We start from the raw sequence: 19,129 nt of genomic DNA on the forward strand, positions 1-19,129 counted from the left end.
GTACACATGACGAACAAGGTGTCGCTTTTACGGCTGAAACTCACGGACTTCCGCAATTATGCGGCGGCTGCGCTCACGCTCGATGACCGCCATGTTGTGCTGACGGGCGACAACGGTTCCGGCAAAACCAATCTTCTGGAGGCCGTCTCCTTTCTCTCACCCGGAAGGGGCCTTCGCCGCGCCACCCTGTCTGACGTGACGCGGGTAGGGGCTGAAGCCACTGGTTTCTCGATCTTCGCCGATGTCGAGGGCATGGATGGCGAAGTCGCCATCGGTACGGGAATTGAAGGCGATGGCGAGGTGGTGTCGCGTCGCCTGAGACTGAATGGCACGCCGGTGAAATCCGTCGATGAATTGACCGACCATCTGCGGGTATTGTGGCTGACGCCCGCGATGGACGGCCTCTTTACCGGCTCGTCCTCGGACCGCCGGCGTTTCCTTGACCGGCTGGTGCTGTCGCTCGACCCCGCTCACGGAAGGCGGGCCAGCGATTTCGAAAAGGCCATGCGTGGCCGCAACCGCCTGCTTTCCGAAGGCCGCTTCGATCCGGTCTGGCTGGACGGCATCGAAAAGCAGATGGCCGAACTCGGCATCTCCATGGCGATTGCGCGTTATGAGATGCTCGGCCTCTTGAAGAGCCTGATTGAGGGGCGGGCGGGCAATGCCGCTTTCCCTTCCGCGGCGCTTTCCCTCTCCGGTTTCATGGACGATGGGCTCAATCGTCCCGCCGTCGATCTGGAGGATGAATACAGGCTTATGTTGCGCGATGGCCGGTATCGTGACGCCGCTGCCGGCCGCACACTGGATGGGCCGCACCGCGTCGATCTCTTCGTGCGCCATGCGGAAAAGGACATGGAGGCCGAGCGCTGCTCAACCGGGGAACAGAAGGCGCTGCTGGTGGGGCTGGTGCTTGCGCATGCGCAGCTGACCGCCAATATGACTGGTCATGCGCCGGTTCTGCTGCTGGACGAGATCGCTGCCCATTTGGATGAGGGTAGGCGGGCGGCTCTGTTCGATCTCATTCATGCGCTTGGCGGCCAGAGTTTTATGACCGGAACGGATACGGCGATGTTCTCCGCCCTTGGCGACAGGGCGCAATTCTTCAATGTATCCCACGGGAGCATCACCGCATGACGGCTAAGAGATGGAGGGCGACATGGACCCGCTGAGCCCGGAAGAAATCGAACGCTACAAGCGCCATATCCTGTTGCCGGAAATTGGCGGCGTGGGCCAGCAGCGGCTGAAGGCGGCGCGTGTGCTGGTCATCGGGGCCGGCGGCCTCGGTGCTCCCGTCCTGCATTATCTTGCCGCCGCCGGTGTCGGCACGCTCGGCATGATCGATGACGATGTGGTTTCCCTGTCCAATCTGCAGCGACAGGTCATCCACGATACCGGTACGATTGGGGAGCTGAAGACGGAGAGCGCGCGCAAGGCCATCGCCCGGCTCAATCCGCATGTCCGCACGCGTGTTTATGAAGAGCGCTTTTCGCAGGTCTGGGCGCATGACCATCTGCGATCCTTCGATCTCCTGATCGACGGCTCGGACAATTTCGATACGCGTTATACGGCTGCCGATGCGGCGGAGGCTGCGAAAAGACCGTTGGTGACGGGGGCTGTCGGCCGTTTTGATGGTTCGGTGACGGTGCTGAAACCCTATGAGGCAAGCGCCGATGGCAGTCTTTTGCCGGGTTACCGCGACCTGTTTCCGGAACCGCCGCCGCAGGGCCTCATTCCCAATTGCGCTGAAACAGGCATTGTCGGCGCGCTGACCGGGGTTATAGGCACGCTTATGGCCATGGAGGCGATCAAGGTTATCACCGGTGCAGGCGAGCCGCTGATCGGCCGTCTGCTCCTCTACGACGCCCTGTCGGCCCGTTTCGAAACCGTGCGATACAAGCGGCGGTCAACTGGGAAGAAACCATGATGGAGATCGTCAGGATCGGGGAGGAGTTCGATCGCTGGCAGGAATTGCTGGCGCTCATCATGTCCTCCTTTGCTTATATGGATGGCGTCATCGATCCGCCGTCGTCGGCTCATCGCCTGACGCTGGAAAATCTTGCGGAGAAGGCGAGGACGGAGATCGCTTTCGTCGCACTGAACGGCGATGAACTGCTGGGCTGCCTGTTTTGCAGGCCGGAGCCGGCCTGCCTTTATATAGGCAAATTATGCGTTTCGCCGAAAGCACAGGGAAAGGGCATCGGCCGGATGCTTGTGCGGCAATCCGAAGCGCTGGCCCGCGAACTGGCGCTGCCGGCGCTGCGGCTGGAAACCCGCATCGAGCTCATCGCCAATCACGCCAGATTCGCCGCGTGGGGTTTCGTCAAGACCGCTGAAAACGCCCATGCCGGTTACGATCACACGACCTCGATCGAGATGACCAAGTTCCTCGACTGAAATTGCCTTCAGCCGACCCCATTGTGTCCTTCGCCATCGCAGAGCCTATTGCAAAAGGCCGGATTGAACCATCTGGGAGAGAAAACCGGAGGAGATGCGGTCAATGCCGGTCTGCGGCCGGTCTTCTGCCGACCCGACCCGCCACACAGCTTTGTCCGGCCCGCTGAAGAGCTGGATTTCCGTGCTGACCTTGTGGGTGAGAGGAGCCGCCTTCGTCGCTTCCACCATCTGCTTCATCAGTCTTGCGGACGGCATGCGCGTTCTATCGCCTGTCTCGTTCGCATTTGCGCTGGCCTTCAACCGCTGGAAGGCTGGCGCGACATCCGGCAGAGAGCAGTTCATCTTGATTCGTGCCACAACAACACCCGTGGGCGTTTGTGCACCGAGACGCGCAGGCTCCGCCTTACAACGCACCCGCGCTGTACTCGCCACCCAGAGCCTTGCGAACTGCTCCGATTGTTCGTTTGTCGTCCCCTTGGGTGAATGCATGCCCCTGTTCTTGCGCTGCCACGCGACCGGGTCCGCAACCAGTTCCATATCGGTGTAGCGCGGGCCGCCGCCCGAAGCTCCCCATTCCCTGTTCAGGTGGGACATGCTCGCGCGATCAAAATTCAGCCAGGCGCGATAATAGAGTTCCGCAGTCTCTTCAGGGGAAGGTGAAGCGGCCCAGGCCGGACCGCCGACCAGCATGAGCAGAACGGAAATCAACGCCAAGAACTTCGCCCGGATACCCATTGAATTCTTCCCTCCCCATGATCGAAAGATGGCGGCCCGAACCGGCTCAGTTCCGCCCCGGCAGCACCCGGTTCGGCGGACGGTGGCCGTCGAACAGCGTGCGGATATTGATGATGACCTTGTCGCCCATTTCGATACGGCCCTCAATCGTCGCAGAGCCCATATGCGGAAGCAGCACGACCTTGCCTTCCTTGGCGAGCTTGATGAGCTTGGGATTCACCGCGGGCTCATTCTCATAGACATCGAGACCGGCGCCGGCGATCTTGCCTTCGCGCAGGCACTGGATCATCGCCGCTTCATCGATGATATCGCCGCGTGCGGTATTCACGATGTAACTGGTCGGCTGCATCAGCGCCAGCCGCCGCGCCGAAATCAGGTGATAGGTTGCGGGCGTCGAGGGGCAATTGACGGAGACGATATCCACCCGCGCCAGCATCTGGTCGAGACTGTCCCAATAGGTCGCCTCAAGCTCCGCTTCCGTCGCCGGATTGACGCGTTTGCGGTTGTGATAATGAATGGAAAGGCCGAAGGCCTTGGCGCGCCGCGCCACCGCCGTTCCGATGCGGCCCATGCCGACAATGCCGATGCGCTTGCCTGAGATGCGCCGTCCCAGCATCCAGGTCGGTGACCAGCCCAGCCATTCGTCCGCACCATTGGCGAGCACCCTTGTGCCTTCGATCATGCGACGCGGCACGGCAAGCGCCAGCGCCATCGTAATGTCGGCCGTATCTTCGGTCAGCACATTGGGCGTATTGGTCACGGTAATGCCCTTTCGGGCGGCGGCGTCCACATCCACATGGTCGATGCCGTTGGAAAAGCTCGCAATCAGCTTCAGCTGCGGTCCGGCCTTCTCGATCATGGCGGCGGTGATGCGGTCGGTGACGGTTGGCACCAGAACGTCGACCCGCTGCATGGCGGCCACAAGCTCGTCTTCGCTTCGCTGCGTATCGTCGATATTCAGTTCGGCATCGAAGAGTTCGCGCATTCTGGTTTCGACGACGTCAGGCAATTTGCGGGTGATATAGACTGTCGGTCTCTTCTTGTGGGTCATCGTTTGCCGCTGCCTTGTTCAGAAGTCATTAACCAGAAAGAGCGATAATTTCTTTCAATCAGGGCGTTTCTACCAGACCCACCGGCGAAGACAAATAAAACTCGCTGAAGCTTGAGGCATGTGGAAGCGAGCCTCCTTAAATATCATCCGGTTTGCAGAAGGCGGGAAACGGAAATGGGCATGCGCAGTGTGGTTTCTATCGTTTGCATTGCATTGTCTTTGGGCCTCCTCGGTGCGGCAACCGACGCCATGGCGCAGGGTGCCGCCAAAGGCGCAAGCGGCCTGCCGCTGCCGCGTTTTGTCAGCCTGAAATCCAAGCGCGTCAACATGCGCATCGGGCCGAGCACGGATTATGCCGTGTCATGGATGTATCTGAAATCGGGAATGCCGGTGGAAATCATTCAGGAATATGAAAACTGGCGGCGCATCCGCGATGCCGACGGGACAGAAGGCTGGGTCAATCAGGCTCTGCTTTCCGGTGAACGCACGGCCGTTGCGGCTCCGTGGATGCGTGGCAAGGGCAAGGAAGTTTACGTGAACATGCGCCGCGAGGCGCAGTCGGGCGCTTCCGTCGTGGCACGGCTTGAGCCGGGCGTCGTCTTCAGGATCGGCGAATGTAATGGCGACTGGTGCCGCGCCGAGGCCGGCCAGGCCTCGGGCTGGGTTTCGCAGGGCGAAATCTGGGGTGCTTACCCCGGTGAAGCCTTTAAATAAGGCCGTGCTTCTCGCCAAGCGCCTTGAGCGATGACATCGGGCGCGGCCCGACCTGCTGAATGACGGCGGCAGCGGCAAGGCAGCCGAGCTTGCCGCAATCTTCAAGCGACCGGTCCTGCGTATAACCGAACAGAAAGCCCGCAGCGAAAAGATCGCCGGCGCCCGTCGTGTCCACCACGTCATGCACCGGATAGGCTTTGACCTTCACACGTTCCATGCCGCGCAGGATGACGGCGCCTTCCTCGCTCATCGTCACCGCTGCGATCTTGCAGTCGGCAGCGATTTTGGTCAGCGCAAGCTCGAAATCGTCGGTTTCGTAAAGCGAAAGCGCTTCCTGCTTGTTGGCGAAAACAATGTCCACAGTACCCGAACGCATCAGGTCGAGGAATTCGTCACGATAGCGGCCAACGCAGAAGCTGTCGGACAGCGTCATGGAGACTTCGCGGCCGTTTTCATGGGCAATGCGGGCGCATTCGCGAATAGCGTCCTTGGCGCGCGGCGGGTCCCAAAGGTAACCCTCGAAGTAGGTGACTTTCGTATCCGCCACCACGTCTTCTTCCACGTCTTCAGGACCGAGATCGACGCAGGCGCCGAGATAGGTGTTCATCGAACGCTCACCATCTTCGGTCACGAAGATCATCGAACGCGCGGTCGGCGGGAAGGTGCCTTCCGGCTTGGTTTCGAAATAGACGCCCTGCGCGCGGATATCGTGCTGGAAGATTTCGCCGAGCTGGTCTTCAGCCACCTTGCCGAAATAGGCGGCCTTGCCGCCGAAATTGGCCACACCCGCCGCCGTGTTACCAGCGCTGCCGCCGGAGGCTTCGAGAGCCGGTCCCATCAGCGAGTAAAGCAACTCGGCCCGTTCCGCATCGATGAGGTTCATCGCGCCTTTGGTAATGGCATTGTCGTTGAGAAAGCGATCGTCGCAGCGGGAAATGATGTCGACGATGGCATTGCCGACAGTCAGTACGTCGAATTTCGTCATAGGCCCTATCCGTTTCGCACGGTGTGTGCGTATTTTTCGAAAGGTCTTAAACATTTCTGGCGGCAAGAAAAGCCCAAACAGAAAATATGCGGTTCTCCACGAGGAGCGAAAACGCGTCATCTGCCTGTAATGTGGTTAAGCTATTTCATTTGTCAGAGCAAAAGGTGTGTGAATGCATACCGGAATGGAAGACATGATGGTCTTCTGGCTCAACCGTTATCTCCGCCACGGATGTACTGGCGGCATATAACGGACATAAAAGGCGGGGGAGACCCCGCTTTTTCTTTTTGGGCAACGCTCGGCCTTGCGGATTTTACAGGCCAAGATGAGCTTTCTGCCCGAAGCGGCTCACTGGCCTTCTCCTTCTTGGGCGCCATTTGGCGAAAACAAACAGTGGGAGCGTTTTCGCGATTCCATTCCCGTGGAAAAGGCTCTAAAGCGGAGTATCTCCCGCAAAAGCCGCGAAAGCTTTCCCTCCATGTCTGCCGTTGCCGCGAATGTCGCCCCGATTTTCATTCTCATCCTGATCGGCTGGCTTACGGTCAAGACTGGCCTGTTCAGGGCCGATGCCGGCGATATCCTCAGCGACTTCGTGTTCAAGATCGCCGTACCGACCTTGATCTTCCGCACACTTGCGGAAGCGAATTTTCACGGCGCATCGCCCTTCCGGCTCTGGATTACTTATTTTGCCGGCGTAGCCGTCACCTGGACGGTCGGGCATATCGTCACCCGTTACGTCTTCAAGCAGGATGTCCGCATCGCCGTCATTGCCGGCATTTCCTCGGCCTTTGCAAATAATATCTTCATTGGCCTGCCGCTGGTCGGGCGCTCCGTCGGGGATGAAGGGCTGGTGGCTCTTTCCATTCTGCTGGCCATCCACTTGCCGGTTATGATGATCGCCGGCACGATCCTGATGGAAAACGCCACGCACAAGGCGGTCGGCGGGGAAAAGCGAAGCATGGCGGCGGTCTTCAAGCAGGTGGGCCGCAACCTCATCACCAATCCTTTGGTGATCGGCCTGTTCATCGGGCTTTCGACCAATGTTTCCGGCGTGGCGCTGACGCCCATCCTGAAAACCGTGGTCGATCAGATCGCCTCCATGGCGGGGCCGGCGGCGCTTATCTCGCTCGGCATGGCGCTGACGAAATACACCATTCGCGGCAATCTCGGCATTGCCGTCACCATGACGGTATTCAAGCTGCTGTTTTTCCCGGCCTGTGTCTGGGCCATGGGTCACTTTCTCGGCCTCAGCCGGGAATGGACGGCAGCGCTTGTGCTCACATCTTCCGTGCCGACGGGCGTGAATGCCTGGCTGATCGCCAACCGCTTTGGCATCGGCCACAGCGTTGCGGCCTCCACCATCAGCATTTCCACGGCGACAGGCGTTCTTTCCGTGTCGCTGTGGGCATGGCTGCTGAGCTGATTATTTTGCCGAGTTGATTATTTCTGGGCGCTCAGAATCTTGAAGCGGGCGTTGCGGCACACCTCAGTGCTGGTGCGGAACTCCGCCGCGAGCACCGGCTCATAGGGCATGCCACGATTGGCGACCATCAGCAGCTTGCCGCCGCTGCGCAGCGCGCCGGCGGCAGCCTTGATGAAAGCCTGCCCGAGAGCAGGTTCTGCTGCCTGTCCCGCCGCATGGAAAGGCGGGTTCATGATGATGAGATCGTATTTTTCCTTCGGCGGCTCGTTTGCCAGATCCTGCCAGAAGAAGCGCGCCGTCAGCCGCGGATTGTTTTCGAGAAGATTGGTCTTGGCGAATTCCAGCGCATTCCAGTCCGCCTCGAACAGATCGATACGGGCCGTGCGCGGCGATTTCTCGGCCAGCATGACGGAGAGATAACCCCAGCCCGCGCCGAAATCGGCGGCATTGCCGTCAAAATCTGTGGGCAGGCGCGATGCGAGCAGTTCCGAGCCGTCGTCCACGCGGTCATGGGAGAACATGCCGGGCAGGGCGGTGAAGCGGCCTTCGACCGTGACGGGCTTTTGAGCAAGCTTCGATACGACGGCTGCAACATCGTCCGGCCGTTTGAACCAGAGGGCGACGCCGTGATACTTCGGCGTCGATTCCGCTTCGATGCCAAGCTTTGCCAGCGTCTTGCGCAGCGTCACGATACCGTCTTCCTTCGATCCGGCCGCGACGATCAGGCCGCCCGCCTTCACGCGCGAAAGCGCTTCGGCGACGCGGTTTTCATTCTCGCCGCGATGTTTGCCGCAGAGCAGCAGCGCCGCATCGTAGTCCTCGCCCGAAATATCCGGTGTCACCTCAGCGCCCTGAGCCTGCAGAGCACGATAAAGCGGCCGTAGATGCTGAACCGCGACGATCTCCGCGTCAAAACCATCCAGCCGGGGACCTGCTTCCGCTCCCAGAAACAGAACGCGTTCGCCCTCTTTCGGCATGGAAAGCATGTCCGAGGCAAAGGGATGGAAAAGGGTTTTCACGGCGTCACGGCTCATGGGAGCGTCCTCGAGGTAGGGTGGAGTTTGTCAGGGAAAAGTGGAAACCGGTTTTTCCGAAAAGACAAACGATAACAAAACGAAAAAAAGGCGCGGGCAAAACCCGCGCCTCGATAGGGTCTGGCGGCGCGGCCTTATTCGGCAGCGGCTTCGCCGTCTTCCTTCTTCTTGTCGGCAGCGACTTCCTTGCCGGTTGCCTGGTCGATAACCTTCATGGACAGGCGAACCTTGCCACGCTCGTCGAAGCCCATCAGCTTGACCCAGACCTTGTCGCCTTCCTTGACGACGTCAGAGGTCTTGGCGACACGCTCGGAAGCGAGCTGCGAGATGTGGACGAGGCCGTCACGGGCGCCGAAGAAGTTGACGAAAGCGCCGAAGTCAGCGGTCTTCACAACCGTGCCTTCGTAGATCTGGCCGACTTCCGGTTCCGCAACGATGGAGTGGATCCACTTGCGGGCCGCTTCGATTTCCTTGCCGGAAGAAGAAGCGATCTTGACGGTGCCGTCGTCTTCGATGTTGATCTTCGCGCCGGTCTTTTCAACGATTTCGCGAATGACCTTGCCGCCGGAACCGATGACTTCACGGATCTTGTCGACCGGAATGTTCATCACTTCGATGCGCGGTGCAAATTCGCCGAGCTGGCTGCGGCTCTCGGTGATGGCGTTGGCCATTTCGCCGAGGATGTGCTTGCGGCCACCCTGAGCCTGCTCCAGAGCGATCTTCATGATCTCTTCGGTGATACCGGCGATCTTGATGTCCATCTGCAGCGAGGTGATGCCGTCGGCCGTACCCGCAACCTTGAAGTCCATGTCGCCGAGGTGATCTTCGTCACCGAGGATGTCGGAGAGAACCGCAAAGCGCTCGCCTTCAAGGATGAGGCCCATGGCGATACCGGCAACCGGCTTGGCCAGCGGAACGCCGGCGTCCATCAGTGCGAGCGAGGTGCCGCAAACGGTTGCCATCGACGAGGAGCCGTTGGACTCGGTGATTTCGGAAACGACGCGTAGCGTGTAGGGGAACTGTTCCGCAGTCGGCAGCATCGGGCGGATAGCGCGCCATGCGAGCTTGCCGTGACCGATTTCGCGACGGCCCGGGGAACCCATGCGGCCTGTTTCGCCGACCGAGTAGGGCGGGAAGTTGTAGTGCAGCAGGAAGCGTTCCTTGTACATGCCGGTGAGGCTGTCGACATACTGCTCGTCTTCGCCGGTGCCGAGGGTCGCAACAACGATTGCCTGGGTTTCACCGCGGGTGAAGAGTGCCGAACCGTGCGTGCGCGGCAGCAGGCCGACTTCCGAGATGATCGGACGAACGGTCGACAGGTCGCGGCCATCGATACGGCTCTTGGTGTCGAGAACGTTCCAGCGAACGATCTTCGCCTGAAGGTGCTTGAAGACAGCGCCGATTTCTTCCGGCGTGTACTTGGCTTCGCCTTCTTCCGGCAGGAAATGTGCCTTCACCTTTGCCTTTACGGCGTCGACGGCGGCGTAGCGGGCTGCCTTTTCGGTGATCTTGTAGGCGTCGCGCAGTTCGGCTTCGGCGAGCGCCAGCATTTCGTTTTCGAGCGCGGAGAAATCTTCCGGTTCGAATTCGCGGGGTTCCTTGGCGGCAACTTCGGCGAGCTTGATGATCGCGTCGATAACCGGCTGGAAGCCCTTGTGGCCGAACATAACGGCGCCGAGCATGACGTCTTCGTTGAGTTCCTTGGCTTCGGATTCAACCATCAGAACGGCGTCGGACGTACCGGCGACAACCAGGTCGAGTGTGGATTCTTCCATCTCGTCCAGATGCGGGTTCAGAACGTATTCACCGTTGATGTAGCCAACGCGTGCGCCGCCGATCGGACCCATGAACGGAATGCCGGAAAGGGTCAGCGCTGCCGAAGTGGCGACCATCGACAGAATGTCGGGGTTGTTTTCCAGATCGTGCTGGATGACGGTGACGACGACCTGCGTGTCGTTCTTGTAGCCTTCCGGGAAAAGCGGGCGGATCGGACGGTCGATCAGGCGTGAAACCAGCGTTTCGTTTTCGCTCGGACGGCCTTCGCGCTTGAAGTAACCGCCGGGGATCTTGCCGGCTGCGTAGGTCTTTTCCTGATAGTTGACGGTCAGCGGGAAGAAGTCCTGGCCCGGCTTCGGAGACTTTGCGGAAACCACGGTCGCGAGAACCATCGTCTCGCCGTAGGTTGCGATGACGGCGCCGTCAGCTTGACGGGCAACCTTGCCGGTCTCGAGCTTCAGCGGGCGGCCTGCCCATTCGATTTCCACGGAGTGTTGATTGAACATATCTTGTCCTTGGTTGTGGCTGCCCGCCCCGGCGTCGTACCGGCGGAAGCAGCGCTGTGACTCAATCACGGGCAAGACAGCGGGAGGCTTCCCAAAGAAGCATCCGGCAATCCTGCCCCATGACAGGTCTGCGGTTGAAAAAGGCGGCACCGGCCCATCCGGGTCACCCTTATCGTCCGGGGCCACATTTGCGGCGAACGCCCGGAAATTTCTGTGGCCTCAAAGGCCGGATATAAAAACCGGCGGGCATCGTTGCGAAACCCGCCGGAGAAGTTATTAGCGGCGAATGCCGAGAGCACCGATCAGCTTGGTGTAACGGGCTTCGTCCTTCTTCTTCAGATAGTCGAGAAGCGAACGACGGCTCGAAACCAGCGTCAAAAGGCCACGACGGGAGTGGTTGTCCTTCTTGTGGTCCTTGAAGTGACCGGTCAGGTTGTTGATCCGCTCGGTGAGGATTGCGACCTGAACTTCCGGCGAACCGGTGTCGCCTTCCTTCGTGGCATATTCCTTGATGAGGGCGGCTTTGCGCTCTGCAGTAATCGACATCGGACGATCCTTTCTGTTTTAAGGAAAAATGGGACGCCTAAAGCCGGGATGTCGTCCAGCTCTGGCCATTCAGCAGCATAGGCAAAGCCCAAGCTGGCGCTGCCTATAAACTATTCCGGGTGCAATTGAAAGAGGCGATTGACAGCGCCTCTTGAGCCTTGACTTAGCCGAAAACACGCTTCGGCCGGAATTCGCCTTCGCCGATTTCGCCGATGGCGACGAGCTTGCCATGCGCGGTGGCATAGGCTTCCGGATGGTTGGCCGGTGCATCGCGCCCGCGCAGCAGGATGGGGTTGCCCATCTTCAGCCGGTGCGCCTGGTCGTCGTTGATGATGAGGCGGGGAAGGGCGGAAAGCGCCTCGGCCGTGTCGATCAGGAAGGCATCCAGCGCCTCCAGTCGCTCGTCGCGATCCTCCACGGCTTCCAGTGCCGTCAAGGTTTCGAGGGGCACCATCATGTCTTCGCCGAAGGGGGCGACCATGGTGCGGCGCAGTTCCGAAATATGGCCGAAACAGCCGAGATCGCGGCCCATGTCGCGCGCCAGCGCCCGCACATAGGTGCCCTTGCCGCATTCCACTTCGAAATGTGCGGTATTGGCGTCCGGACAGGCAAGCAGCGTCAGGCGATGGATTTCCACCTCGCGCGCGGGAATTTCCACCGTCTCGCCGTCGCGCGCCAGATCGTAGGCGCGCTCGCCAGCGATCTTGATGGCCGAAAATTGCGGCGGCGTCTGCATGATAACGCCAGTGTAATTGGGCAGAAGATCGCGGATTGCCTGTTCGTCCGGGCGCTGCTCGGAGGAATCGACCACCTCGCCTTCCAGATCGTCGGTCGAGCGCTGCTCACCCCAGGTCACGGTAAACTCGTAAATCTTCCGGCCGTCCATGACATAGGGGACGGTCTTGGTGGCGTCGCCAAGCGCGATCGGCAGCATGCCGGAAGCAAGCGGATCGAGCGTGCCGGCATGGCCCGCCTTCTGGGCATTGAACAGCCACTTGATCTTGGAAACGGCCTCGGTGGAGCCGAAATCCAGCGGCTTGTCGAGAATGAGCCAACCGGAAATCGGACGGCCCTTGGGTTTGCGGTTCTGCTGTTTGCGTGGTTTGGACATGCTTCAGTTCTGTTCGTCGTCTTTTTCGTTCGAAGGTCCAAGATCGCGCTGCACCTCCGGTGACCGCAGGAGTGCGTCGATCTTCTGGTAGTTGTCGAAACTCGTATCGTCGCGGAAACGCAGTTCCGGCATGTATTTCATCTGCCGAAGCTGCGGGCCGAGACGGCCGCGCATGTATTTTGCATGGCGGTTCAGGGCGCTGATGATATCGGTGTGGTCGGCAACGCCGAGCGGCGTCACGTAGGCGGTGGCGATCTTGAGATCGGGCGACATGCGCACTTCCGAAATGGAAATGACGGTGCTTTCGATCAGATCGTCGCGGATTTCACCGCGCTGGAGAATTTGTGTCAGGGCGGCGCGCACCTGTTCGCCAACACGCAGCATGCGTTGCGAAGGGGCCGATGATGTAGCTTTTGCCATTTTATCTCAGGCTTTTTGTTGTTCGTTGAAGCACAATTGCAGTTCCGATAAGGAGCGGGACGCTTAATGAGGCTGTAATGATGATCCACGATAACGAGTGCAGACAGCCTTCTCTTATCATGGCTTCAATATATGGATCGTTTGGATCTCCAAGAAGAGGCTCGTAAAGCGTAACCATTAGCCCCAGCAGCAAATATAGCATCATGGACCAAACAAGCCAGAACCAGCGCTTATATGCTCCCAGAGCGATCAGCAGAGTCGCCAAGGTCGACCTAATTATCCCGCTTATTATCTCAGAAGACAGGGTAACGACGCCGTCCTCTGGTTCCCATCCTGCTTTGTCGCAAACTTCCGCAATAGCAGGGTGCGCGAAAAGAAAACAGACGGCGAGCAGAGCCGCCGTCCATTTCGTTTTCAGGCCATAAGCCAGCATGGCTTAGAGCGTTCTCGTGATGTGCTCGACGCGGAAGCACTCGATGGTGTCGCCGGCGCGGATGTCTTCGTAGTTTTCGAAGGCCATACCGCATTCCTGACCGACCGGCACTTCTGCCACTTCGTCCTTGAAGCGCTTGAGGGTCTTGAGCTTGCCTTCGTGGATGACGACGTTGTCGCGTACCAGACGCACACCCGCACCACGTTCCACCTTGCCTTCGACGACGCGGCAACCCGCGACCTTGCCGACCTTGGTGATGTTGAACACTTCGAGGATTTCCGCGTTGCCGAGGAAGGTCTCGCGACGTTCCGGCGAAAGCAGGCCCGACATCGCCGCCTTCACGTCATCCACCAGATCGTAGATGATGTTGTAGTAGCGGATCTCGATGCCGGCGCGTTCGGAAGCCGTACGTGCCTGTGCGTTGGCGCGAACGTTGAAGCCGATGATCGCGGCGTTGGATGCCTCGGCAAGCGAGATATCCGATTCCGTGATGGCGCCAGCACCCGAGTGAACGATACGAGCGCGGACTTCGTCGGTGCCGAGCTTGTCGAGCGAAGCGATAATGGCTTCGACCGAACCCTGCACGTCTGCCTTGATGACCAGCGGGAATTCCTTCATTCCCGAAGTCTGCAACTGGCTCATCATCTGTTCCAGCGAACCGCGCTGGCCCGTCTGACGTGCGACAGCCTTGTCGCGTGCCAGACGCTGGCGGTACTCGGAAATCTCGCGAGCACGGCTTTCGTTTTCGACAACCGCGAAACGGTCACCGGCAGACGGCGTACCGGAAAGACCGAGAATCTCGACAGGCATGGCCGGACCGGCTTCCTTGACGTGTTCACCCTTGTCGTTGACGAGGGCGCGAACGCGGCCCCACTGGTCGCCGGCCACGATGATCTGACCAGGCTTCAGCGTACCCTTCTGCACGAGAACTGTGGCGACGGCACCACGGCCGCGGTCGAGTTCCGCTTCGATGACGGTACCTTCTGCGGTACGGTTCGGATCTGCCTTGAGGTCGAGAATTTCAGCCTGCAGCAGGATCGCTTCAAGCAGTTTGTCGAGACCAAGCTGCTTCTTGGCGGAGACTTCCACGTCAAGCACTTCACCGCCCATGGATTCCACGAACACTTCGTGCTGCAGGAGCTGCTGGCGAACCTTTTCGGGGTTTGCCTCGTGCTTGTCGATCTTGTTGATCGCAACGACGATCGGAACACCGGCCGCCTTGGCATGGTTGATGGACTCGATCGTCTGCGGCATCACGCTGTCGTCTGCGGCGACCACCAGAACGGCGATATCCGTCGCCTGCGCACCGCGGGCACGCATGGCCGTGAAGGCGGCGTGGCCGGGGGTGTCGATGAAGGTGATCTTCTGGCCGTTCTTTTCGACCTGATAAGCACCGATATGCTGGGTGATGCCACCGGCTTCGCCTGCGACCACATTCGCCTGACGGATGGCGTCGAGCAGCGAGGTCTTGCCGTGGTCGACGTGGCCCATGATCGTGACAACCGGCGGACGCGGCAGCATTTCGCCTTCGTCGTCTGCCTGGTTGAAGATGCCTTCTTCCACGTCGGATTCGGAAACGCGCTTGACGGTGTGGCCGAATTCAACCGCGATCAGTTCCGCCAGATCGGCGTCGATCACGTCGCCCGGCTTCATCATCTGGCCTTCCTTCATCAGGAACTTGATGACGTCGACGGCGCGTTCGGACATGCGCTGCGACAGTTCCTGAATGGTGATGGTTTCCGGGAGGATCACTTCGCGCATGACCTTTTCACGGGTCTCCTGCATCTGGCTGCGGCGGAATTTTTCCTGGCGGCGGCGCATGGATGCCATGGAGCGTCCGCGCGGCGTGCCGTCTTCATCCAGGTTGGACGAGGTGACGGTCAGCTTGCCGCGACGGCGTTCTTCTTCCGTCTTCAGACGGGCAGCCGGCTTTGCCGGTGCAGGCGCGGCGACCTTGCCACGAACCGGCAAGTTGCCACGGCGTGCACCGCGATCATCCTCGTCGTCGCCATCGGTACGGCGTCCGCGCGGAGCGGCGGTTTCGGGAGTTGCGCGGGCAGGGGCGGCAGCGGCGGGCTGAGGACGAGCCTCGGCGCGCGGCGCCGGCTGAGCGGCGGCAGCCGGCTTTTCATCGACAGGTTCCGGCTTTGCTTCCACGGCAGGCTGGCTTGCGGCCACCTTGGCGGCTGCGGCCTCTTCGGCGGCGCGGCGTGCGGCCTCTTCCTTTTCGGCGGCGATGCGGCGCTCTTCTTCCACCTTGCGGCGCGCCTCGTCTTCAGCACGCTGCTTGGCTTCGATCACGTCGCGGGCCTGTGCTTCCATCAGCGCACGGCGGCGGGCTTCCATCTCGCCTGCCGACAGGTCGTGCAGGACGTTGCCGCGCGGACGCTCAGGCTGGCGCTGCTGCGGTGCGGACGAGCCGGGACGCTGCTGCGGCTGGGAGGAACCCGGACGCTGCTGCTGGCCGCTGGGCTGGTGGATGCGCTGCTGCGGTGCCTGTGGACGCGGTGCTGCCGCGGGGGCAGGGGCGGCCGGCTTCGGAGCGGGCGCTGCAACCGAATGAACCTGCTTCTCGTCTTCAGGACGCATGGGGCGGCGCTTGCGTGTTTCCACGACAACCGCGTTCGTGCGACCTCGACCCATATCCTGCCGCACGGTGCCCTGATTCATCCCGCCCGGCTTGAGGGTGAGAGTCTTCTTGGCAGGCGCGTTAAGTGTCTTGTCGTCGTTGTTGTCGGTCATTCCGTTCCCGTTCCTTCGGACGAGAACCGGATGACGTTCATCAGGTCTCGTCGTTCAATTGCTGCATCGGAACGCGGCGACCGTTCATCTCGGGCAACCGCGTCATTGTTCTGTCCGGGCAGCGTCGCGTTCCGCCTGAGATCGACCGCCAAGGCGGTACTGCTCAAGCATCGTTGCGCGCTTCACTACACCCTCACCCGCCTGCCCTGCAAGCGCGCAGGCATGGATAAAAGCATTCTGGCCCATCAACTCGTCCATTTCGGCGCCGCTGAAGAGCCGGAAGGACGGAATTTCATTGCCGGCATCGCTGCCGAGCGCCCAGGCTTTGCGGGCCTGATCCAGTTTTCTCACGCCATCTGCCGCAGCATCGGTCGCGTGGAACACGGCAATCGCGTTCCCGGACCGGACGGCGGCATCGACCTTCATCGCGCCGCTGATGAACTGGCCCGCCTTGCGCGCCATGTTCATCATTCCGGCAAGCTGCTGCGCCATCAGCCGGTCGAGAAGAGCAAGAAGCTCCGGTCCGGCCTTGACGTCGCGTTTGAGTGCCCGCGCGAAAAGCTTCTTCGCAATGGCTTTCTCGATCAGGGCGCGCTCGGGTGTTACCCAGCAGCCGCGCCCCGGCAATTGGCGTTTCAGATCCGGAACGACGCTGCCGTCCGGCCCTGCGACGAAGCGGATCAGCTCATCCGGCGATCCGCTTTGCCGTGTCACAATGCACATACGTCCATTGACGTCGCCTTGGAGCCGCCCGTCGTCATCCGTCTCGGGCAGCTCGTCCGGCTCATGCGCCTGCGATGTCATTCCTGTTCGGCGGTATCCGCCTCCTCGGCAGCTTCCGCATCGGTTTCCTCTTCGGAAGCCAGCTCCTCGGCCGTGATCCAGCCTGCCAGAAGACGGGCCTGCACAACCATGTTTTCAGCCTCGACGCGCGATACGTCGAGCTTGGAGAAGATGCCTTCGAACTTCTTCGTCTCGCCGTCCTTGCGCTCGCTCCAGCCGACCAGATCGTCCGCCGCGCAACCGGCAAAGTCCTCGATGGTCTTGATACCGTCTTCACCCAGCGCAACCATCATCTGCGAGGTCAGGCCGTCGATCTGGCGAAGCTCGTCGGTAACACCGAGTTCCTTGCGCTTGGCGTCCATTTCGGCTTCCAGGCGCTCCAGATATTCGCGGGCGCGGGTCTGGATTTCATCGGCGGTGTCTTCGTCGAAACCGTCAATCGACGAAATTTCGTCGAGATCGACATAGGCAAGTTCTTCGACCTGCGCGAAGCCTTCGGAAGCCAGAACCTGGCCGACCATCTCGTCGACGTCGAGGGCGTCCATGAAGAGTGCCGTACGCTCGTTGAATTCCTTCTGGCGGCGCTCGGATTCTTCCTGCTCGGTCATGATGTCGATATCCCAGCCGGTCAGCTGCGATGCCAGACGCACGTTCTGGCCGCGGCGGCCGATGGCGAGCGAAAGCTGCTCGTCGGGAACAACCACTTCGATGCGCTCGGATTCTTCGTCCAGAACCACCTTGGCCACTTCGGCGGGCTGCAGGGCGTTGACGATGAAGGATGCCGGCTCCTGGCTCCACGGAATGATGTCGATCTTTTCGCCCTGCAATTCGCCGACGACGGCCTGAACGCGCGAACCGCGCATACCGACGCAGGCGCCGACCGGATCGATCGATGAGTCATTCGAAATAACGGCGATCTTGGCGCGCGAACCCGGGTCACGGGCAACCGACTTGATCTGGATGATGCCGTCGTAAATTTCCGGAACTTCCATGGTGAAGAGCTTCACCATGAACTGCGGATGGGTACGCGACAGGAAAATCTGCGGGCCGCGCTGCTCGCGGCGAACGTCGTAGACGTAAGCGCGCACGCGGTCACCGTAACGCATGTTTTCACGCGGGATCATCTCGTCACGACGGATGATGCCTTCGCCACGGCCGAGATCGACGATGACATTGCCATATTCGACGCGCTTGACGGTGCCGTTGACGATTTCGCCGATGCGATCCTTGAATTCGTCATACTGGCGGTCGCGTTCGGCTTCGCGCACCTTCTGTACGATCACCTGCTTGGCGGACTGGGCGGCGATGCGGCCGAAATCCATCGGCGGCAGCGGGTCGGCGATGAAGTCGCCGAGCTTGGCGTCGGGGTTGCGGTCGCGGGCAAGTTCGAGCGGGATCTGGGTCGAATAGTCCTCAGCCGCCTCGACCACTTCCAGAAGACGCTGCAGGCGGATTTCGCCGGTCTTGGAGTTGATGTCGGCGCGGATGTTGGTTTCCGAACCATAGCGCGAGCGGGCGGCTTTCTGGATAGCGTCGGCCATTGCGGCAAGCACGATTTCGCGGTCGATGACCTTTTCGCGCGCCACAGCATCGGCGATCTGCAGAAGCTCAAGCCGGTTAGCACTCACTGCCATTTTTCTATCTCCGTAAGTCGCATAATTGCGTTGATCGCCCGTTTTTCGGGCTTTACGTTGGAATTAGTCTTCGTCTGCTTCGTTTTCGTCGTTCTGGTTTGCGGCGGCGGCCTTTGCCGCCTTGTCTGCCCGCAGCGCATCACGAATAAGGTCGTCCGTCAGAATGAGCTTCGCATCGGAAAGCGCGCTGAACGGAATGATGACGGTCGGCTCTTCGCCATAGGCGATCTGGTCGCGTTCCAGCTTGAAGCCATCGGCATTAACCTCGACGATCTTGCCGCGAAACCGCTTGCGGTTTTCGACCAGAATGGAGGTTTCGACCTTCACCAGATGACCCTGCCAGCGGGTGAAATCCGATTTGCGAACCATCGGCCGGTCGATGCCGGGCGAGGAAACTTCGAGATGATACGCTTTATCGACCGGATCTTCCACATCAAGAACCGGTGAAATCGCCATCGAAATGGCTTCGCAGTCCTGAACGGTCATGGTGCCGTCTTCACGCTCGGCCATCACCTGCAGCGTCATGCCGTTCTGGTTGGAGAGCCGCACGCGCACCAGAAGATAGCCCATGCCCGTCAAAACAGGCTCGATAATCTCGGCGATACGCTGGTCGATGCCCGTTTCGGTTATCAGTCGCGGTTCTTGTGCGGTGTCTGCCATCTGGCCTTCCGGTCTTTGATTTTCACCGGGCTCTCAGCCCGTGGTTTCCGGTTCGCCTAACGAAAAAGAGCGGAGCCTTGCGGCCCCACTCTTCATCAAGCGATCAAGAATTTCAGGGGTCATATAGACCCATCGGGGCAGGATTGCAAGGTTTTCGCGGGCGTCTGCGTTACAGTGACGGC

18 protein-coding genes are annotated in these 19,129 nt (G+C 60.3%); 5 read left to right on the forward strand and 13 right to left on the reverse strand.

Annotation, left to right across the window (positions count from 1 at the left end; genetic code table 11):
* The first annotated feature begins 6 nt into the window (after positions 1-6).
* Genes recF through ACQZ60_RS00075 form a run of 3 tightly spaced genes read left to right on the forward strand, consistent with a single transcriptional unit; the run spans position 7 to position 2,394 of the window.
* On the forward strand, positions 7-1,134 hold the full coding sequence (gene recF, locus ACQZ60_RS00065; protein ID WP_003524291.1) for a DNA replication/repair protein RecF: 1,128 nt from the start codon (positions 7-9) through the stop codon (positions 1,132-1,134).
* Between the two features lie 22 nt (positions 1,135-1,156).
* Positions 1,157-1,924 carry a molybdopterin-synthase adenylyltransferase MoeB gene (locus ACQZ60_RS00070; RefSeq protein WP_031234409.1) on the forward strand — a complete coding sequence of 256 codons (768 nt, stop codon included), beginning with the start codon at positions 1,157-1,159 and terminating at the stop codon, positions 1,922-1,924.
* Positions 1,921-2,394 carry a GNAT family N-acetyltransferase gene (locus ACQZ60_RS00075; protein ID WP_020812686.1) on the forward strand — a complete coding sequence of 158 codons (474 nt, stop codon included), beginning with the start codon at positions 1,921-1,923 and terminating at the stop codon, positions 2,392-2,394. Before ACQZ60_RS00070 ends, ACQZ60_RS00075 begins: the two co-directional genes overlap by 4 nt.
* 45 nt (positions 2,395-2,439) lie before the next feature.
* On the opposite strand, the gene ACQZ60_RS00080 is transcribed toward ACQZ60_RS00075, so the two are convergent.
* Both ACQZ60_RS00080 and ACQZ60_RS00085 read right to left on the reverse strand, forming a co-directional pair.
* Positions 2,440-3,129: a hypothetical protein gene (locus ACQZ60_RS00080; protein WP_035263122.1), complete on the reverse strand. Its 690-nt coding sequence runs from the start codon at positions 3,127-3,129 to the stop codon at positions 2,440-2,442.
* Between the two features lie 46 nt (positions 3,130-3,175).
* Positions 3,176-4,180 (reverse strand): 2-hydroxyacid dehydrogenase, encoded by a 1,005-nt coding sequence (locus tag ACQZ60_RS00085; RefSeq protein ID WP_020812684.1) that lies wholly within the window; start codon positions 4,178-4,180, stop codon positions 3,176-3,178.
* Between the two features lie 180 nt (positions 4,181-4,360).
* Here ACQZ60_RS00085 and ACQZ60_RS00090 point away from each other — a divergent pair, with 180 nt between their 5' ends.
* Complete coding sequence (locus tag ACQZ60_RS00090) at positions 4,361-4,894, forward strand: SH3 domain-containing protein (protein ID WP_026363850.1); 534 nt, start codon at positions 4,361-4,363, stop codon at positions 4,892-4,894.
* On the opposite strand, the gene ACQZ60_RS00095 is transcribed toward ACQZ60_RS00090, so the two are convergent.
* Entirely contained in the window at positions 4,887-5,879 is a 993-nt protein-coding gene (locus ACQZ60_RS00095; protein ID WP_448734575.1) for an adenosine kinase, read from the reverse strand. The genes ACQZ60_RS00090 and ACQZ60_RS00095 overlap by 8 nt on opposite strands.
* A 478-nt stretch (positions 5,880-6,357) precedes the next feature.
* Here ACQZ60_RS00095 and ACQZ60_RS00100 point away from each other — a divergent pair, with 478 nt between their 5' ends.
* Positions 6,358-7,302 (forward strand): AEC family transporter, encoded by a 945-nt coding sequence (locus ACQZ60_RS00100; RefSeq protein ID WP_448734576.1) that lies wholly within the window; start codon positions 6,358-6,360, stop codon positions 7,300-7,302.
* Between the two features lie 17 nt (positions 7,303-7,319).
* On the opposite strand, the gene ACQZ60_RS00105 is transcribed toward ACQZ60_RS00100, so the two are convergent.
* From ACQZ60_RS00105 to rimP, 10 genes are all read right to left on the reverse strand, one after another.
* The gene (locus ACQZ60_RS00105; RefSeq protein ID WP_020812682.1) at positions 7,320-8,336 is read right to left on the reverse strand and encodes a class I SAM-dependent methyltransferase; all 1,017 of its coding nucleotides are present in this window, start codon (positions 8,334-8,336) and stop codon (positions 7,320-7,322) included.
* 134 nt (positions 8,337-8,470) lie between these two features.
* Positions 8,471-10,618 carry a polyribonucleotide nucleotidyltransferase gene (pnp, locus tag ACQZ60_RS00110; protein ID WP_020812681.1) on the reverse strand — a complete coding sequence of 716 codons (2,148 nt, stop codon included), beginning with the start codon at positions 10,616-10,618 and terminating at the stop codon, positions 8,471-8,473.
* 276 nt (positions 10,619-10,894) lie between these two features.
* Positions 10,895-11,164, reverse strand: coding sequence for a 30S ribosomal protein S15 (gene rpsO / locus ACQZ60_RS00115; RefSeq protein ID WP_004439050.1), 270 nt, complete (start codon positions 11,162-11,164; stop codon positions 10,895-10,897).
* 163 nt (positions 11,165-11,327) lie between these two features.
* Positions 11,328-12,275, reverse strand: a complete 948-nt coding sequence (gene truB / locus ACQZ60_RS00120) for a tRNA pseudouridine(55) synthase TruB (RefSeq protein WP_020812680.1) — start codon at positions 12,273-12,275, stop codon at positions 11,328-11,330.
* Positions 12,276-12,278: 3 nt separating this feature from the next.
* A complete protein-coding gene (gene rbfA, locus ACQZ60_RS00125; RefSeq protein WP_020812679.1) occupies positions 12,279-12,695 on the reverse strand; it encodes a 30S ribosome-binding factor RbfA in 417 nt (138 codons plus the stop codon).
* Position 12,696: 1 nt separating this feature from the next.
* The gene (locus ACQZ60_RS00130) at positions 12,697-13,128 is read right to left on the reverse strand and encodes a hypothetical protein (RefSeq protein WP_020812678.1); all 432 of its coding nucleotides are present in this window, start codon (positions 13,126-13,128) and stop codon (positions 12,697-12,699) included.
* 3 nt (positions 13,129-13,131) lie between these two features.
* The gene (infB, locus tag ACQZ60_RS00135; RefSeq protein WP_448734577.1) at positions 13,132-15,870 is read right to left on the reverse strand and encodes a translation initiation factor IF-2; all 2,739 of its coding nucleotides are present in this window, start codon (positions 15,868-15,870) and stop codon (positions 13,132-13,134) included.
* 102 nt (positions 15,871-15,972) lie between these two features.
* A complete protein-coding gene (locus tag ACQZ60_RS00140) occupies positions 15,973-16,674 on the reverse strand; it encodes an RNA-binding protein (protein ID WP_035260379.1) in 702 nt (233 codons plus the stop codon).
* On the reverse strand, positions 16,671-18,287 hold the full coding sequence (gene nusA, locus ACQZ60_RS00145) for a transcription termination factor NusA (protein WP_035260381.1): 1,617 nt from the start codon (positions 18,285-18,287) through the stop codon (positions 16,671-16,673). The genes ACQZ60_RS00140 and nusA overlap by 4 nt, the downstream gene beginning before the upstream one ends.
* Positions 18,288-18,350: 63 nt before the next feature.
* Entirely contained in the window at positions 18,351-18,947 is a 597-nt protein-coding gene (rimP, locus tag ACQZ60_RS00150) for a ribosome maturation factor RimP (RefSeq protein WP_003507173.1), read from the reverse strand.
* Positions 18,948-19,129: the final 182 nt, after the last annotated feature.

The organism is Agrobacterium sp. 22-223-1 (assembly GCF_053522385.1).

Coding starts and splice junctions, on each gene's coding strand:
- recF (WP_003524291.1), top strand. CDS start 7: ATGACGAACAAGGTGTCGCTTTTACGGCTGAAACTCACGGACTTCCGC.
- ACQZ60_RS00070 (WP_031234409.1), top strand. CDS start 1,157: ATGGACCCGCTGAGCCCGGAAGAAATCGAACGCTACAAGCGCCATATC.
- ACQZ60_RS00075 (WP_020812686.1), top strand. CDS start 1,921: ATGATGGAGATCGTCAGGATCGGGGAGGAGTTCGATCGCTGGCAGGAA.
- ACQZ60_RS00080 (WP_035263122.1), bottom strand. CDS start 3,129: ATGGGTATCCGGGCGAAGTTCTTGGCGTTGATTTCCGTTCTGCTCATG.
- ACQZ60_RS00085 (WP_020812684.1), bottom strand. CDS start 4,180: ATGACCCACAAGAAGAGACCGACAGTCTATATCACCCGCAAATTGCCT.
- ACQZ60_RS00090 (WP_026363850.1), top strand. CDS start 4,361: ATGCGCAGTGTGGTTTCTATCGTTTGCATTGCATTGTCTTTGGGCCTC.
- ACQZ60_RS00095 (WP_448734575.1), bottom strand. CDS start 5,879: ATGACGAAATTCGACGTACTGACTGTCGGCAATGCCATCGTCGACATC.
- ACQZ60_RS00100 (WP_448734576.1), top strand. CDS start 6,358: ATGTCTGCCGTTGCCGCGAATGTCGCCCCGATTTTCATTCTCATCCTG.
- ACQZ60_RS00105 (WP_020812682.1), bottom strand. CDS start 8,336: ATGAGCCGTGACGCCGTGAAAACCCTTTTCCATCCCTTTGCCTCGGAC.
- pnp (WP_020812681.1), bottom strand. CDS start 10,618: ATGTTCAATCAACACTCCGTGGAAATCGAATGGGCAGGCCGCCCGCTG.
- rpsO (WP_004439050.1), bottom strand. CDS start 11,164: ATGTCGATTACTGCAGAGCGCAAAGCCGCCCTCATCAAGGAATATGCC.
- truB (WP_020812680.1), bottom strand. CDS start 12,275: ATGTCCAAACCACGCAAACAGCAGAACCGCAAACCCAAGGGCCGTCCG.
- rbfA (WP_020812679.1), bottom strand. CDS start 12,695: ATGGCAAAAGCTACATCATCGGCCCCTTCGCAACGCATGCTGCGTGTT.
- ACQZ60_RS00130 (WP_020812678.1), bottom strand. CDS start 13,128: ATGCTGGCTTATGGCCTGAAAACGAAATGGACGGCGGCTCTGCTCGCC.
- infB (WP_448734577.1), bottom strand. CDS start 15,870: ATGACCGACAACAACGACGACAAGACACTTAACGCGCCTGCCAAGAAG.
- ACQZ60_RS00140 (WP_035260379.1), bottom strand. CDS start 16,674: ATGACATCGCAGGCGCATGAGCCGGACGAGCTGCCCGAGACGGATGAC.
- nusA (WP_035260381.1), bottom strand. CDS start 18,287: ATGGCAGTGAGTGCTAACCGGCTTGAGCTTCTGCAGATCGCCGATGCT.
- rimP (WP_003507173.1), bottom strand. CDS start 18,947: ATGGCAGACACCGCACAAGAACCGCGACTGATAACCGAAACGGGCATC.